Source organism: Pseudomonas sp. BAV 4579 (assembly GCF_009765395.1).
GTDB lineage: Bacteria > Pseudomonadota > Gammaproteobacteria > Pseudomonadales > Pseudomonadaceae > Chryseomonas > Chryseomonas aestiva.
On the sequence record NZ_WHOV01000056.1, the window covers coordinates 76,374 to 92,970 of the forward strand.

The following is a 16,597-nucleotide window of genomic DNA, read 5'->3' on the forward strand; positions in this document are numbered from 1 at the left end:
CTGTCACTCGAAACGCAGCTGAGCCATCTGGGCGACACCGTCGCCATTTCCGGCCCACAGCTCCGCCTCGCCGGGCGCGATGACCTGACCACTGAGCGTGAAGGGAGCAGGCGCGATCAGCGGGCGAACGCCGCGATAGCTGAATTGCCGTAACCGCGCGGCGGGATAGGCGCGACGGAAGCTGCGCAGCAACAGGGTCGCGATGAGCGGGCCATGGACGACCAGGCCGGCATAGCCCTCCTGCTGGGTCGCGTAGGGCCAATCGTAGTGGATGCGATGACCGTTGAAGGTCACTGCCGAATAGCGGAACAGCAACGTGGGCTCGGGTACCACCGACTCCGCCCAGCTACCGAGGGTAATGGCTTCGCCGCTGCCGGCCTTGGGCGCCCCGGGCTCGCGATAGACCAGATCCTGCTCTTCGCGCAGTACCAGTTCGTCGCGCTGGAAATAGCGATGCTCGACGGTCACGAATAGCAGGCTGCCGCTGCGGCCCGCCTTCTCCTCGACGCGCAGCAGGGTCGAAAGACAACGAGCCTGCTCGTCAACGCGCAGTTCGCCGAGAAACTCCAGGCGTCCACCCGCCCACATGCGATTACGCCCTTCCGCCGGCGGCAGGAAGGTACCCCGCGCCGCGTGACCATCGGGCCCGAGCTGGGCACCTGCCACGGGATTATCGAAGAAGGCCCAGTGCCAGAGCGGGGGCAGCGCCTCGCCTGCAGCCAGCGGCGGTTCGTCGAGGGTATGGGCGATACGCGCAACCTGGCGCTGACCCAGGAACTCCTGGGTGTCGAGGGTTCGGCCCACCCAGGCTTTGGCCGACATATTGTTCATGTTTGGCTCCCGTCATCAGGCTCTCGACCAGCTTGAGGGGAGTTGTTTCGTTCTGTGAATTTACATTTGCGTAAGCCGGCATTCGGCTAGGCTGAACGCCAAAAACCCTACTGAGCACAGAAGCATGCATTTCGACCTGCCTGACCTGCGGCTTTTCATCCATATCGCCGAATCGCCCAGCCTGACCCAGGGCGCACGCCGGGCCGCTCTCTCTCCGGCAGCTGCCAGTGCCCGGATAAAGGCCCTCGAAAGCCAATTCGGCATCCGCCTGCTATACCGTGACAGCCGCGGCGTGGAGCTCACGCCAGCGGGTCAGCGGCTGCTGCAACACGCCCGCCTGGTAATGCGCCAGGTGGATTTCCTCAAAGGCGAATTCACCGAGTACCGCAGCGATGCCAGCGGACATATCCGCATCTTCGCCAACACGACAGCGGTCACCGAGTTTCTTCCGGGGGTGCTGGCCGGCTATCTCGCCGACCGCCCCGGCGTGACGGTGGATCTGCAGGAGCGTCTCAATCGTGACATCGTCAGGGGGGTCATCGACGGGGCAGCGGATCTGGGCATCACCGCCGGACTGATCGAGGCCAGCAATCTGCAGATCCTGCCCTACAGCATGGACCGCCTGACGCTGGTGGTGCCGACCGATCATCCTCTGGCGAGCCTGCCCCAGGTCACCTTGCGTGAAACCCTGGACTACCAGCACATCTGTCTGCGCGAGGGCACCAGCCTGCTGAATTTCCTGCGGGATCAGGTGGAGCGTCTCGGTGCCACCCTGAATCTGCGTATCCAGCTCTCCAGTTTCGAGGCCGTGTGCCGCATGGTCGAAGCCAAGGTGGGCATCGGCATCCTGCCCGAATCCGCCGCCCAGCATCACGGCAAAAGCATGGCCATCAAGACGGTACGGCTCGAAGAGCCCTGGGCCCTGCGCGAGCGAAATATCCTGGTCAGGGATCTGGAGGCGCTGCCGGAAAGCGTCCGCGCCTTGGTCAGGCTGTTGCAGCAATCAGCCAAAGGCGAAGTAAACCGGGAACACGCCTGACGAGGCGATCCCGGAAGCCATCCATTCGACTACACCCCCTGTCTAGTAAAGCCGGAGCGCTCCCAATTTGCGCATCACTTCGTCTGCAGTCCAACGCCGGTGTTCGGTTCGATCATGACGACCACGGCGTCTCGATCGTGGCTGGTCCCTTCGCCGTTGATTGCTGCAGCAGAGGAGTCGAAGGAGACTGAACAGCTCTTTACAGGGGTGGTATTATTTGGTGATGAAAGCTAGGGCAGGCGGCCGTCTGCCTGCCGGCCTACCTGCTGCCCGCGCTTGAGGATGCAACGGCGCATCCACGGGTCGCCAGGCAAACCGGCGGCCCAAGTCGCGAAAGCCGGAAAACAGGAAACCACCGCTGCGGGTCTGGTAGGTACGTCGCCTGGCTCGATAGACCCGTGGAATGAAATACCAGGGCAGGCCCGGCAGATCGTGGTGCACCAGATGCAGGGTGTTATTGAGGAACAGCCAGCGCAGCGCCCCACCGCTCTCGTTGAGTACGCATCTTTGCGCAGGGTCCAGCGCCGGACGATGCTCGTAGAAGGAGCGGATCAGCGCCACGGCCAGCGCCGGCCAGGCTACCCCCAACACGTAGACCTCCAGGGGCATGCCAGACAGCCAGTGGATCGCCAGGAGCACGCCTGCACACAGCGCCAGATGAATCAGCCAGACGCGCAGCACACCCCGCTCCCCGCGCCACCCGCGGCGTACTTCGAGCTCCAGCATGCCGTGCAGCGACAGGATCGGGCCCACCAGGAGCCGACCGATCAAGGTCTTGTCCATCCAGAGCAACGCACGCCCGACCTGCCCCCGCTGCTCCCAGAGTTCGCCAGCGACATAACGGCTCTCGGGATCGAGGGTCGGATCGGTGAGGTTCTCGCGCCGATGGTGCGCCAGGTGGCTGTCGCGATAGAGCGGAAAGGGAAACCAGAGGCCGAGGGGCGGATGGGCGAGAACGGCATTCACCCCGGGCCAGCGCGTTGGATGGCCATGAATCAACTCGTGTTGCAGGGACTGATGCAGCACCACCAGGATCGTCAGCGGCGGCAGGATCCAGAAACCCACTAGCGGCCACGCCCAGACGAGCGTCAGCCAGCCGGCGTAGACACCGACGATCAGCCCCCAGGTTGGCCATTCACTTCGACCGGTGGCGGTTTGCAGGAGCAACTTGATCAGACGGCGGTGCCGCGCATCGAGATAGACAGTCACCGCAGGGTCCTGATAACGAGAAATCAAAGCCGACCCTAGGGAAAAACAAGAGAGAAGCCAAATACCGTTAAGGCATTACCTCATGAAAAAGGCGTTATTCGACCACCTCGTTCCTTGTAACTTCGCCTGATTGAACGCTTTGTTCAAGCCATCTATCACTTCTTACCTTACATAGCATAATTTCCAAAAAATCATAAGCTTATAAGCGAACACCGATCAGACAGCTCAACTGTTGCGTGAGCAACACCTGCATTGAAGATCAGTTAAAGACATATCCTTAGCAGCTTTGAAGATTGGCGGCGCTCTTTAACGCTCATCTAGACTTCCGCCAACTTTCCCGTACTTCAAAGTTCGCCATGCCGCCGTTTGATAACACTCTTCCGCCTGCTCCGTCTGCTCGAACTGCAAGGGCGAATTTCGTTGCCGGGCTGGAAGCCTCCGACGGACCCAGGCCCCCTCCGCTAGCGAGGCTGACGACCCTGAGTCGAGCCGGAGCGGCCACGCGCACCCGCTACCTCGCTACAGCGCGGGTATCTCTCGTAGGAACCCTCGGCCGCCGCCTGATGGCGGCGATGGTGCTGATCGGCTGCACCCGAGCCGCCCATACCGAGCTGGCTCGCCTTGGGCTCGCGCTTCCCGACTCTCTGCTGACACGACCAGAAGGATCTCCTCTTCCATGAGCATCATTTCCGCAGGCTGGGGCGCCGGCCCTTCCGCGCGCCACGCCGAACTCTCGGCCCGCTTTCAGCCGCTGTTCCAGCGTATTCGCGCGGGCGCCATAGAACGCGAGGTGCAGCGGCGACTGCCGGTCGAAGAATTGGCGTGGCTGAAGGCGGCTGGTTTCACCGCCTTGCGATTGCCGGTCGAGCATGGCGGCGCGGGCGTCACCCTGCCGGAACTGTTCGCCCTGCTCATCGAACTGGGCGAGGCCGACTCCAATCTGGTGCAGGCGCTGCGCGGTCACATGGGCTTTGTCGAGGGCTTGCTCAACAGCGATGACCAGGCACGCCGCAGCCGCTGGTTCGCCCGTATCGCCGCGGGTGAAACCCTGGGTCCGGCCTCCAGCGAGGTCGGCGATGCCCGGCGGGCCGAATTCAGTACCCGCGTGCGCCGGGAGGGCGACGCCCTGCTGCTCTCCGGCACCAAGTTCTATACCACGGGTTCGCTCTATGCGGACTGGATCGACGTGGGCGCCACCGATGACGCCGGCAATCGCGTCATGGCCACCATCCGCCGCGACGCTCCCGGCGTGGCAGTGGTGGATGACTGGAATGGCTTCGGCCAGACGCTGACCGCCAGCGGCACGGCCACCTTTACCAATGTGCGGGTGGAGCCTGGGGACGTGGTTACGGTAGGCGAGCGCTTCCGCTATTCGCCGGGCTTCTTCCAGGTCTTTCACCTCGCCAACCTGGCGGGCATGGGGCGGGCCATGAGCAGCGAGGTGGCGGCCGCGGTCGCCGCTCGCACCCGCACCTTCAGCATTGGTAATGCCGACCGGGTCAGCCAGGATCCACAGGTATTGGCCGTGGTAGGCCAGGTACGCAGCGCCGCCTACTGCGCCGGGGTGATCGCCCTGAAGAATGCCGAGGCACTGCAGCGCGTGCATGACCTCAGGCAGGCGGATGACCAGGCGGCCGAGGATCGCGCGGTGGAACTGGCCGAACTGGAGGTCTGCCAGTCGCTCAATGTGGTCACGGACCTGATCATCGACGCCTCCGGACGCCTGTTCGACGCCCTGGGCGCCTCGGCCACGCTGAGACCGCAGGGACTGGATCGCTTCTGGCGCAATGCCCGTACCCTCGCCTCCCATAATCCGCGCATCTACAAGGATCGCATCGTCGGCGATTTCGCGGTCAACGGCACGCCGCCACCACCGCAGTGGAAGATCGGCGTCGCCTAGGGGCCGAAGCGGTCGGAAATGCCGACGTGAGCCGCCCTGCGCCGCTGTTCGCCGCCCCCGGCTATGCTTTAAGCTCGCCGGCTTTCCTCCTGGAGCGGTGTCATGGAAAGGTCGCGCAGCAATCGTCAGGCCGTATGGAAGGCTATCAAGGATCCGCGCTTCATCCCCGTTGCCGTGGCGGCGGTGTGCATCGTGCTGTTCTTCGTCCTGGGGCTGGTCGACGTCCTGGGCAACTGATCGCCCCGCTGAGACGCTGGCCTATCCCTGCCGCGGGATGGGCCAGCACAGCGCAGGGCACGGCCCGTCCGGGCCATCACCTGGACGGTTTCCCCAGGGCAGAGGCCTTGCACCAGGTTGACCAGCCAGGCGGCCGGCTGAAGGTATGAACTGCAGAAAGCGCGAAAAGCGGCCTGCGGGCAGGCCGCGGAGGACAGCAATCAGCCTTTGCGCTGATTGAGGAAGCGGAAGCAGCCGGCCAGCAGATCATCGAAACGCCAGGGCTTGGGCAGATAGTAGATATCCGGGGCGCGTTCGGGCTGGAGTTCCTCGAAATAACCCGAGGAGACGATGATGGGCAGACCCGGCAGCTGCTGTTTGACGCGGCGCGCCAGCTCCAGACCGTCGATGACACCCGGCATGCGGACATCGGTGATCAGCAGATCCGGCGTCGGACGCGCACTCGACAGGTATTCCCAGGCTTGGTCCGCGGTACCGAAGGTGTGCACCTGAAAGCCTTCGCCTTCGAGCACCTCTTCCATCAGCCCGAGCAACATGTTCTCGTCTTCGACAACCACTACCACTGGCTTCATAAATCCGTCTCGATCTCCGCAGGTCCGCCATCTGACTGGACGTATCTCGTTGGGGCGCGAATTCTACTCTTATCCTGCGTCCGCTGCGCACTCTCCTCTGAGCTTAGACGCGAGGTGCGACATCCTGCCCCACTGATCGACAGAAAGGCCTGCCGGGAGCCGAACGGGTCTTTCCTAAAGGGGTGGTATTAATAGGAAGAGGGTTTTGCTGCTTCCTCGGGGAACCGTGGCGGAGCCCCTCAGTCGGAAAACAGGTATCTCGAAAGGCTTCCCGCGATTCCGACGCGTCAGCTTTTCAGGATCCCGGGAAGCCGTCTGCCTGAGGAAAAGCGCATGACGGTCATCGACTGGACAGGTTGGCTCAACGCCCCCTGGGTCACCACGCTGCTCGCGGCAGGGGTCGCCCTGCTGATCAGCAGCATCCTCCTGATGCTGGCGTTCGCAGCCATTCGCCGGCTGGCCAACCCCTTCCTGTTGGCGCGCAACCTGGTGAAGTACGCCGAGAAGCCGGCGCGGCTGGCGGTACCCCTGGTGGTGCTGCAAGGTGTCTGGAATTCCGCACCCGATGCCCTGCCGCTGTTGCGTGCGGTACAGCACCTCACCGGTCTGCTGAGCATCGCTGCCTTCACCTGGCTGGGTCTCAGGGCGGTCAAGGCCGTCGGCGCCACCATCGCCCTGCGCAATCCCGTGGATGTGGCGGACAACCTGCGGGCGCGGCGTATCCAGACACAGAATCGAGTGCTGGTGCGCAGCCTCAGCTTCATCGTGCTGCTGGTGGGTATCGCCCTGATGCTGATGACCTTCCCCGCGGTTCGCCAGGTGGGTGCGAGCCTGCTCGCCTCCGCCGGGGTCGCCGGCCTGGTCGCGGGTATAGCCGCGCGCCCGGTACTGGGCAATCTCATCGCCGGTCTGCAGATCGCCGTGACGCAGCCGATCCGGCTCGACGACGTGGTCATCGTCGAAGGGGAATGGGGCCGGGTGGAAGAGATCACCGGCACCTACGTGGTGGTCCGTATCTGGGACGACCGTCGCCTGGTGGTTCCCCTGCAATACTTCATCGAGACCCCCTTCCAGAACTGGACGCGCTCATCCTCCAGCCTGATTGGTTCAGTCTTCATATGGGTTGACTATTCCCTGCCGCTGGCGCCGATCCGCACCGAATTGGAACGCGCCTGTGCCGAGGCGCCCCATTTATGGGACGGGCGTGTCTGCGTGCTGCAGGTGACCGATGCGTCCCATGAGTCCATCCAGATCCGGGTGCTGGTGAGCTCGGGCGATTCGTCGAAGAACTGGGACCTGCGCTGCTTCGTGCGGGAACGGCTGATCACCTACATCAATCGCGAATTCCCCCTCTGCCTGCCCAAGCTGCGAACCGAACTGGGACGTCGGGAGGGGCCTCCCGCACCGCAATCCGACGAAAGGCACGAACCCGTCGTACGCCAGCCAGAAGTCTGATTTATCGGCTAATTGTCTCGATCAGGTGGCCATTAAGCGGTTCACCTAGGGCTTATTTCTGAGCGCACCAAGAGTAAGCACCCGCTTTCGGGCATGTATTTGGCAATACGAAGCAGGACCACAACATTCGAGCAGGAAACTTGTGACGTTGTCCGAGAGTCAGTGCGAGAGCAATCTGGAAATCCGCGAAGCAGTTCTCGCCTAAATCCAGACATCTCAGAAGAGGTGACCGGCAAAAAGGCTGTAGCAGCTCGGCTGTAGGCGTTTTTGAACCAGGAGCATCGAGCTTCAGGAAGAAGCAATCAGGTAAACCTCAGTCTCGAACTTGCTGCATTGGGAGCGCGCCATGGCAAATGCCGTCGTGGGGAAATTTGGGGCTCTGGAGCCCGTTGAAACTGCCACTCGTTCCACCAGATCCAGCTCTCCTCGCAAGCGCACGGATGAGCCTCAGCTGACGCTGAGCTCCGTTGTCGAAAGCCGTAAACGCATTCTTTTCGTGACTCCGGAAATTTCCGACTTCGTCAAGGCTGGTGGCCTGGGCGAGGTTTCGGGCGCCCTGCCGCGCGCCCTCGCCGCCTCCCATGACGTCCGGGTGCTGATCCCCGGCTACCGCCAGGTGATCGCCGCGATCAAGGACCGTGTGCAGATGGTCGGCCGTATCGCCGCCCGCGCGGCCATGCCCGCCTGCGACATCGGCCGCGTCAACCTGGACGACGGCCTGGTGGTCTATGTGCTGATCTGCCCCGAGCTCTATGAGCGCCCGGGCAATCCCTATGGCGATCTGAACGGCGCCGACTGGGCCGACAACCACATCCGCTTCGGTCGCCTGGCCAGCGCCGCCGCCGACTTCGCCCTGGGCGACGCCTCCATTCGCTGGGTACCGGACCTGCTGCACCTCAACGACTGGCAGACCGGCCTCGCTGCTGGCTACCTACGCTGGAAGGGTGCCAGCACCCCCTGCCTGACCACCATCCACAACCTGGCCTACCAGGGTCTGTTCCCGGCGTCGGTCATGGCCGATCTGGACATTCCCGCCCATGCCTTCCAGATGGAAGGCCTCGAATTCTGGGGCAAGGTCTCCTTTCTCAAGGCGGGCCTGGTCTACGCCGACCACATCACCACGGTCAGCCACACCTATGCCCATGAGATCACCACGCCTGAATTCGGCTGCGGCTTGGAAGGGCTGCTGCAGGTCAAGGCGCGGGAGGGCAAGCTGACCGGTCTGCTCAATGGCATCGACGACGGCTGGAGCGCCTGCAGCGATCCGCACCTGTGCCAGCAGTTCCATGAGTCGGACTGGGATGGCAAGGCGGTCAACGCGGCGCGCATTCGCGAGGAATTCGGTCTGGAGCCGTCCAACGGTCCGCTGTTCGCGGTGGTCTCGCGCCTCGTTCAGCAGAAAGGTATCGACCTGACCATCCAGGCCGCCGATCACATCGTTGCCCGCGGCGGTCAGCTGATGGTCATCGGCTGTGGCGAGCCGCACATCGAGCGTCAGGTGCGGGCCCTGGCCCTGCGCTACCCTGGCCGTGTCAGCGCCCACATCGGCTTCTGCGAAACCGAAGCGCGGCGCATGTACGCTGGCAGCGACTTCCTGCTGATGCCCTCGCGCTTCGAGCCTTGCGGCCTGAGCCAGATGTACGCCCAACGCTTCGCCTCCCTGCCGATCGCCACCCGCACCGGCGGTCTGGCCGACAGTATCGAGGACGGCACCACCGGCTTCCTGTTCGCCCCGCTGTCGCTGGAAAACTACATCAGCGCCATCGACCGCGCCCTGGGTGTGTTCGAACGTCAGGACCTGTTGCTGGCCATGCGTCACCGGGCCATGCAGGGCCCGTTCTTCTGGTCCGAATGCGCCAAGCCCTATGCCTCGCTGTACCTCGATCTGCTCCAGGCCACCGCGCATCAGGAGCGTCACGTCGGCGCCTGATGCCCGACGTGGCTACCAAGCGCTTTTCCTTCGCCAAAAGGCCGACGAAAAGCGCTTTCCCCGCCCAACTTTGAGCAACTCTCACCGGTCATAACAGCAACTGCGGCCAACTGGGCCGCAGTGTCTTTTATGCCGTCCGGCTTCGGGAGTTCTCTATCCATGACTGATATTTCGCGCGACGCAGCCGCGGTGACCGGGGGCTATGCCTGGCAAACCCGTGCCGGTGCCACCCTGGTCGGCAAGGACCGCACCCTCTTCCACTTCTGGGCACCCAGCGCCGAAGCCGTTTCGGTGGTCCTGGAAGGCGGCATGACCCTTGAAATGGAGGCCGAGCAAGACGGCTGGTTCGCGGTCGAGGCCCAATGCGGCGCCGGTACCCGTTATCGCTATCAGATCGAGGATCTGCTGGTCCCGGATCCTGCGTCCCGCGCCCAGGCCGGCGACGTGCACGAGCCCAGCATCGTCATCGACCCCACCACCTACCACTGGCAAAGCGTCGAGTGGCAGGGTCGCCCCTGGCATGAAAGCGTCATCTACGAAGTGCATGTCGGCACCCTGGGTGGCTTTTCCGGTGTAGAGAAGCTGGTACCCCGCCTGGCCGCGCTGGGCGTCACCGCCATCGAACTGATGCCGCTGTCGGAATTTCCCGGTGATCGCAACTGGGGCTATGACGGCGTCCTGCCCTATGCGGTGGAAGCCTCCTACGGCACCCCGGACGATCTCAAATCGCTGATCGACACCGCCCACGGCCAGGGCGTCATGGTTTACCTGGACGTGGTCTACAACCACTTCGGCCCGGACGGCAACTACCTGCATGCCTACGCGGAGCGCTTCTTCCGCGAAGACATCCATACGCCCTGGGGCGCCGCCATCGATTTCCGCCAGGACGCCGTGCGCCGCTACTTCATCGACAACGCCTTGATGTGGCTGATGGAGTACCGCTTCGATGGCCTGAGATTCGACGCGGTCCATGCCATCAACGACAAGGGCTTCCTCGAAGAGATGGCCGAGGAGATCCGCAGTACCGTAGAGCCGGGTCGCCACATCCACCTGATGCTGGAGAACGAAGACAACACCGCCACCCTGCTGGGCGGCAAGCATTACGACGCGCAGTGGGCGGACGACTGGCACAACGTCATCCATCCCATGCTGACCGACGAGAACGAAGGCTACTACCAGGACTTCACCGAGGACGCCACGGCCAAGCTGGTGCGCTGCCTGGGCGAAGGCTTCATCTACCAGGGCGAGCAGACTCGCCACGGCAAGGCCCGCGGTGAACCCAGCAAGGACCTGCCGGCCTCGGCCTTCGTCATCTTCCTGCAGAACCACGACCAGGTCGGCAACCGCGCCTTCGGTGAACGCCTGACCCGTCTGGCACCGGAGCCGGCGCTGAAGGCCGCCACCGCGCTCTTGCTGCTCAGTCCGATGATTCCGCTGCTGTTCATTGGCGAGGAATGGGGCAGCCGTCAGCCCTTCCTGTTCTTCACCAGCCACAACGATGAACTGGCCGAACTGGTCCGCGATGGTCGCCGTAACGAGTTCAAGGACTTCGATTTCTTCACCAGTGAAGAGCATCGCCAGCAGATCCCCGATCCGAACGCGCCCAAGACCTTCGAGGACTCCAAGCCCAATTTCGGCGAAGCCGATCAGCCCGATCACGCGGCCTGGTTGGGGCTGTACCGCGAGCTGCTGGAGATTCGCCGTCGCGAACTCTTCCCGCGTCTGGAAGGGGCGCGTCCCGCAGGCGCCGAAGCCCTGGCCGACCGCGCCGTGCGCGCGCGCTGGAGCCTCGCCGACGGCAGCCGCCTGACCATCGAACTCAACCTGAGCGACAAGGCCGTACCGCTGGACGAGGCGCCTCAGGGCGAGTTGCTGCACAGCAGCGACGCGGCGGCAACGCCTGCCCGCCAGGACGGCACGCTGACCGCGCATTCGGCACTGGTCTGGCTGGAGAAAAAGGCATGAGTGGCGATCGTCTGGAACAACTGGCCGAGGCCGCGGGCATCGCCATCGAATGGACCGCCTACGACGGCAAACAGCAACGGGTAAGCCCGGAGGCATTGCGCAATCTGCTCAAGGCCATCGAATTGCCGGCGGACAGTGACACCGATATCGACGCCAGCCTGCGCAAGCTGGACGAGGTGGGCGACAAGCACCACCTGCCGCCGCTCATCACCGCGGTGATCGATAAACCGGTCGGGGCGCCGGACCAGTTCAAGCGCGGTGTCCGCTACCAGGTACAGCTGGAAGGTGGCGGGCGTCTGAACGGCCAGGTCGATGACCGCGGACAGCTAGCGCCGATCAGCGCCGTCGGTTATCACCAGGCCGAGGTCGATGGTGAAGCCCTAACCCTGGCCGTCGCGCCGGAACGCTGCTTCACCATCGCCGACGCCACCGGCAATGAACAGGCCCGTCTCTGGGGTCTGGCCGTGCAGCTCTACAGCCTCAGACGCGAAGGGGGCAGCGGCGCCGGCGATCTCCAGGGCCTGGTGCACTTCGCCAAGGCCGCCGGCGGCCAGGGCGCCGACGCCCTGGCCATCAGCCCCTTGCACGCCATGTTCAGCGCCGATGGCAGCCGCTACAGCCCCTACTCGCCGTCGAGTCGGGTGTTCTTCAATGTCCTCTACGCCGCGCCGGAGCTGGTTCTGGGCGCCGAGTCCGTACGCCAGGCCATGCAGCGCGCCGGCCTGCAGGCGGAAGCCGAGCGCCTGGAGCAGCTGGAGCTGATCGATTGGCCGGCGCTGGCCAAACTGCGCCTGCGTCTGTTGCGCACCCTGCACCTGGAGTTTCGCACCGCCGGCGGCGAGCTGCGCGAGCGCTTCGAGGCCTTCCGCCGCGACGGGGACGAGGCGCTGGAAAACCATTGTCGCTTCGAAGCCCTGCATGCCTCCTTTACCCAAGGCGCTGCCTCGCCGAGCTGGCAGCATTGGCCGCAGCAGTATCGCGACCCCAGGAACCCGGCCGTGGCCGAATTCGCCGAACGCCATGCCCAGGATGTGGAGTTCTATGCCTTCACCCAATGGCTGGCCAGCGAAGGGCTGTCCGCGGCCCAGGCACAGTGTCGCGACGCGGGCATGAAGATCGGCCTGATCGCCGATATCGCCGTGGGCGCGGATGGCGGCGGCAGCCAGGCCTGGAGTCGGCAGGAAGAGTTGCTGGCTTCGGTCACCGTGGGTTGCCCACCGGACCTGCTCAGCCAGAAAGGCCAGGGCTGGGGCATTTCCGCGTTCTCGCCCACCGGCATGGTCAAGCACGGCTTCCGCGCCTTCATCGAGATGCTCAGGGCCAACTTCGCCCATGCCGGCGGCGTACGCATCGACCACGTGATGGGCCTGCAACGCCTCTGGCTGGTGCCCGAGGGCGCTTCGCCGGCCGACGGTGCCTATCTCTCGTACCCCATCGACGACCTGCTGCGACTGGTCGCCCTGGAATCCTGGCGTCATCGCTGCGTGGTCATGGGTGAAGACCTGGGTACGGTCCCCGAAGGCTTCCGCGAACGCCTGGCCGAGCGCGCCATCATGGGCATGCAGGTGCTGCTGTTCGAGCGAGATGGCAAGGCCTTCAAGTCCGCCGCGCAATGGTCGGACACGGCCATGGGCATGCCCACCACCCATGACCTGCCGACCCTTACCGGTTGGTGGCAGGGCCGCGATGCCGACTGGCAGGAGGAGCTGGGGCTGCTGCCCGATGGCACCTCGCGCCAGGAGCGGCTCGACGAGCGGGCCGAGGATCGCCAATACCTGGCCAAGGTGCTGGAACTGGACGACACCCGGGAAAGCAACGTCGAACAGGCGGTCGATGCCGCCATCGCCTTCATCGGCCGCACCCCGGCACCGCTGATCATCCTGCCGGTGGAGGATGCCCTGGGCCAGCTGGAGCAGGCCAACCTGCCCGGCACCACCAACGAACACCCCAATTGGCTGCGCCGCTGGAACGACCCGGCCGAGCGCCTGCTGAACGCTGCTACCCCTAAACGACGCCTGAGCGTGCTGAGCACTGCGCGTAATAATCCGGAGAACACTCGATGAGTCGCTTGCGCGCTACCGTACGCCTGCAGTTCCACAAGGACTTCACCTTCGACGATGCCCTGCCCCTGGTGGACTACTACGCCAAGCTGGGCATCAGCCACGTCTACGCCTCGCCCATCACCACCGCTCGCGCCGGCTCCGTGCACGGCTACGACGTGGTGGATCCGACCCGGGTCAACCCGGAGCTGGGCGGCGAAGAGGCGCTGCGGCGCCTGGTTGCCCGCCTGCGTGAGCACGGCATGGGGCTGATCGCCGATTTCGTGCCCAACCACACCAACGTGGGCGGCTCGGAAAACGCCTGGTGGCTGGACATCCTCGAATGGGGTCGCCAGAGCCGCTATGCCGGCTTCTACGACATCAACTGGTATGGCCCCGACCCGGATCTGCAGGGCCAGGTGCTGCTGCCCTTCCTCGGTGACGCCTATGGCAACGTGCTGCAGGCCGGCGATCTCAAGCTGGTGTTCGACGCCGAGCAAGGCGCCTTCCGCGTGGAGTACTACGCCCACCACTTCCCCATCAACCCGGGCACCTATGGCCAGATCCTGCGCGAAAGCGACCTGCCGCAACTGAGCCTCTTCGCCGATGCCTTCTCGGCGCGTGCCAAGGATCTGGACGAAGCCCGCGATGCCCAGCGCCAGCTGGCGGATGCCGCCAAGGATCCCGCAGTGGCGGCCGCCATCGAGAAGGCCGTCGCCGCCTTCGACGGCAGCCAGCCAGCCAACCAGGAACGCCTGCATGCCCTGCTGGAGAGCCAGCATTACCGCCTGGCCAGCTGGCGCACCGCATCGGACGACATCAACTGGCGGCGCTTCTTCGACATCACCGAACTCGGCGGTCTGCGCATGGAGCGCCACGAGGTGTTCGAGGAAACCCATTCGCTGATCTTCCGCTTGATCAGCGAAGGCCTGCTCGACGGTCTGCGTCTGGATCACATCGACGGCCTGGCCAATCCCCGTGCCTATTGCCGCAAGCTGCGCCGTCGGGTGGATGCCCTCTGCGCCAACCGCACCGGTGGTGCGCCGGAGGACGGCTTCCCCATCTATATCGAGAAGATCCTGGCGGACGGCGAGCAGTTGCGCGAAGGCTGGGGCATCGATGGCACGACCGGCTACGAGTTCATGAACGAAGTCTCGGCGGTGCAGCATGCGGCCAGCGGCGAAGCACCGCTCCGCCGGTTCTGGGCCGAGCAGACCGGTCGTACCGAGGACTTCCTCGAAGAGGTACGGGAAGCACGGCGGCTGGTTCTCACCGGCGCGCTGTCCAGCGAATTCGAATCGGCCGTGCACACCCTGCACCTGCTCGCCCAACAGGACTGGCGTACCCGCGACACCAGTCAGGGTGCCATCCGCCGGGTACTGCTGGAGCTGATCGTGCAGTTCAAGGTCTACCGCACCTATGCCGGCGCGGCAGGTTTCGTCGGTGCCGATGCCCAGTGGTTCGACACCGCGCTGGAGGCCGCCCGCCCCCATGTCAGCGAAGCAGAACAGCCGCTGCTGGAGCAACTGCGCGCCTGGCTGGGTGGTGATGCCCCGCGGCACAAGCCCGTGGGCAGCGTGGCGCGTCGCGAACAGCGCCGGACGATCACCAAGTTCCAGCAGCTCACTTCGCCCATCGCCGCCAAGGCCGTGGAAGACACCGCCTGCTATCGCTCCGCCCCGCTGCTGTCGCGCAATGACGTGGGCTTCGATCCGCAGCATTTCGCCCAGCCGCTCAGCGCCTTCCACCAGGCCAGCGGCTGGCGTGCCGAACACTTCCCACGCAACATGCTGACCACCGCGACCCACGACCACAAGCGTGGCGAGGACACCCGCGCCCGCCTGGCGGTGGTCTCGGAACGTCCGGACGCCTACATCGCCCAGGCCACCCGCTGGATGCAGCAGGCCGCCCCGCTGCGCGGCCAGTGGAACGACGCCCCGGCGCCGACGCCGGGCGACGAACTCATGCTTTACCAGACCCTGCTCGCCAGCTGGCCACTGCATCTGCAGGCCGATGACCAGCAGGGTCTGGAGGCCTATCTGGAGCGCTTGCTGCAGTGGCAGGAAAAGGCCCTGCGCGAGGAGAAGCTGGAGTCCGACTGGTGGGCGCCGAACGGTGACTACGAAGCGGCCTGCAAGGCCTTTTTGGAAGGTCTGCTCACCGACGACCAGTACCGTGGCCTGCGCAGCGAGATCGTCACCGCGGTACAGGAACTGGCGCCGGCGGGTGCCCTGAACGGTCTGGTGCAGATGCTGCTGCGCAATACCGCGCCCGGCGTGCCCGACCTCTACCAGGGTGGTGAATTCTGGGACTTCAGCCTGGTGGAGCCCGACAACCGTCGCGCCGTGGACTACGCCCCGCGGCAGCAGGCGCTGACCAGGCACGCCTCGGTCGATGCCGCCCTGGACGCCTGGCAGAACGGCGAGATCAAGCAGCAGGTACTGGCTGCCGTATTGCAACTGCGCAAGCAGCAGCCGCAACTGTTCACCGAAGGTGACTACCTGCCCCTGAGCGTAGTGGGTGCCCATGCCGATCAGGTGCTGGCCTTCGCCCGTACCTGGGAGCAACAGGCGGTGATCGTCATCGTGCCGGTGCATGCCTCCGACCTGCTGGAGAACAGCGGAAAGCTGCGCTTTTCCGCAGAGGGTTGGCAGGACACCCGGATAAAACTTCCCGAAACCTTGTCCATGTACCGTTTCAGGGAAACTTTTGCCCCGGCATCTGTCCATGACCAGAAGAAAGAGCTTTCTGTCGGCGAGGTTCTGGCACGTTTTCCGCTTGGATTGCTCAGCACACAAGACATCACTCAAGGAGCCGCACCGCAATGACCCAAAAAGACGAACGCATCCAGCAGCTCGCCTATCAGATCTGGGAGTCCGAAGGACGGCCGGCTCACGAACATGATCGCCACTGGGAGATGGCGACCCGACTGTACGAAGCCGAACAGGAAGGCGTGGCCAAGAAGACCGCGGCCAAGAAGCCCCGCGCGACCAAGGCTGCAGCCAGCGCGGAAAAGCCTGTCGCGAGCAAGGCCGGCACCACCGGCAAGACCAAGAGTGGCAGCGAGAAGGCCGCCACCGAGGACGCAGCTGCCGGTGAGTCCGTGACCGAGAAGGTCGAGTCGGCCGCCAAGAAGGTCGCGACCAAGGTCAAGCAGGCGGTCAAGCCCGGTGCAGGCAAGACCGGCGCGAGCAAGGCTCCGGCCAGCAAGGCCAAGGCCGACGCCAACGTCGAGGCTACCGGCGTAGGGGTGGCACCGGCCACGCCGAAGAAGCCGCGCGCTTCCCGCGCCAAGGCGACCACGGCCAAGCCCGCCGCCACCGAGTGATGTGATGTTCCGGCCTGGCCGTTCGGCCAGGCCTTCCCCTGCCGCCTCGCTGCGGTGTTCGCGTTACCGCTGTTCTCCTGATTTTTCCAGAA

The 16,597-nt window shown here is 64.6% G+C and carries 12 protein-coding genes; 9 read left to right on the plus strand and 3 right to left on the minus strand.

What is annotated here, in order from left to right; genetic code table 11:
- Nucleotides 1-3: 3 nt before the first annotated feature.
- Nucleotides 4-831, minus strand: coding sequence for a MaoC family dehydratase N-terminal domain-containing protein (locus GSQ95_RS13040; RefSeq protein WP_158893188.1), 828 nt, complete (start codon nt 829-831; stop codon nt 4-6).
- Nucleotides 832-955: 124 nt separating this feature from the next.
- On the opposite strand from GSQ95_RS13040, the gene GSQ95_RS13045 reads away from it, so the two are divergent.
- Nucleotides 956-1,870, plus strand: coding sequence for a LysR substrate-binding domain-containing protein (locus tag GSQ95_RS13045; RefSeq protein WP_158893186.1), 915 nt, complete (start codon nt 956-958; stop codon nt 1,868-1,870).
- A gap of 213 nt (nt 1,871-2,083) precedes the next feature.
- Here the strand turns inward: GSQ95_RS13045 and GSQ95_RS13050 are convergent, their stop codons facing one another.
- Nucleotides 2,084-3,079 carry a fatty acid desaturase gene (locus GSQ95_RS13050; RefSeq protein ID WP_158893184.1) on the minus strand — a complete coding sequence of 332 codons (996 nt, stop codon included), beginning with the start codon at nt 3,077-3,079 and terminating at the stop codon, nt 2,084-2,086.
- Nucleotides 3,080-3,755: 676 nt separating this feature from the next.
- On the opposite strand from GSQ95_RS13050, the gene GSQ95_RS13055 reads away from it, so the two are divergent.
- Entirely contained in the window at nt 3,756-4,979 is a 1,224-nt protein-coding gene (locus GSQ95_RS13055) for an acyl-CoA dehydrogenase family protein (protein WP_158893182.1), read from the plus strand.
- 102 nt (nt 4,980-5,081) lie between these two features.
- Entirely contained in the window at nt 5,082-5,216 is a 135-nt protein-coding gene (locus tag GSQ95_RS26500; protein WP_256664572.1) for a hypothetical protein, read from the plus strand.
- Between the two features lie 200 nt (nt 5,217-5,416).
- Here the strand turns inward: GSQ95_RS26500 and GSQ95_RS13060 are convergent, their stop codons facing one another.
- The gene (locus GSQ95_RS13060; protein WP_108581805.1) at nt 5,417-5,788 is read right to left on the minus strand and encodes a response regulator; all 372 of its coding nucleotides are present in this window, start codon (nt 5,786-5,788) and stop codon (nt 5,417-5,419) included.
- A gap of 333 nt (nt 5,789-6,121) precedes the next feature.
- Here GSQ95_RS13060 and GSQ95_RS13065 point away from each other — a divergent pair, with 333 nt between their 5' ends.
- The 6 genes from GSQ95_RS13065 to GSQ95_RS26280 all read left to right on the plus strand — a co-directional run bounded on the left by GSQ95_RS13065 (nt 6,122) and on the right by GSQ95_RS26280 (nt 16,505).
- Nucleotides 6,122-7,243 (plus strand): mechanosensitive ion channel family protein, encoded by a 1,122-nt coding sequence (locus GSQ95_RS13065; protein ID WP_158893180.1) that lies wholly within the window; start codon nt 6,122-6,124, stop codon nt 7,241-7,243.
- A gap of 346 nt (nt 7,244-7,589) precedes the next feature.
- Nucleotides 7,590-9,173: a glycogen synthase GlgA gene (glgA, locus tag GSQ95_RS13070; protein WP_256664573.1), complete on the plus strand. Its 1,584-nt coding sequence runs from the start codon at nt 7,590-7,592 to the stop codon at nt 9,171-9,173.
- A gap of 159 nt (nt 9,174-9,332) precedes the next feature.
- Nucleotides 9,333-11,138 carry a malto-oligosyltrehalose trehalohydrolase gene (gene treZ / locus GSQ95_RS13075; protein WP_158893178.1) on the plus strand — a complete coding sequence of 602 codons (1,806 nt, stop codon included), beginning with the start codon at nt 9,333-9,335 and terminating at the stop codon, nt 11,136-11,138.
- Nucleotides 11,135-13,201, plus strand: a complete 2,067-nt coding sequence (gene malQ, locus GSQ95_RS13080; protein ID WP_158893176.1) for a 4-alpha-glucanotransferase — start codon at nt 11,135-11,137, stop codon at nt 13,199-13,201. The genes treZ and malQ overlap by 4 nt, the downstream gene beginning before the upstream one ends.
- Nucleotides 13,198-16,005 (plus strand): malto-oligosyltrehalose synthase, encoded by a 2,808-nt coding sequence (treY, locus tag GSQ95_RS13085; RefSeq protein WP_158893174.1) that lies wholly within the window; start codon nt 13,198-13,200, stop codon nt 16,003-16,005. The genes malQ and treY overlap by 4 nt, the downstream gene beginning before the upstream one ends.
- The gene (locus GSQ95_RS26280; RefSeq protein ID WP_158893172.1) at nt 16,002-16,505 is read left to right on the plus strand and encodes a DUF2934 domain-containing protein; all 504 of its coding nucleotides are present in this window, start codon (nt 16,002-16,004) and stop codon (nt 16,503-16,505) included. The genes treY and GSQ95_RS26280 overlap by 4 nt, the downstream gene beginning before the upstream one ends.
- Nucleotides 16,506-16,597 lie beyond the last annotated feature (92 nt).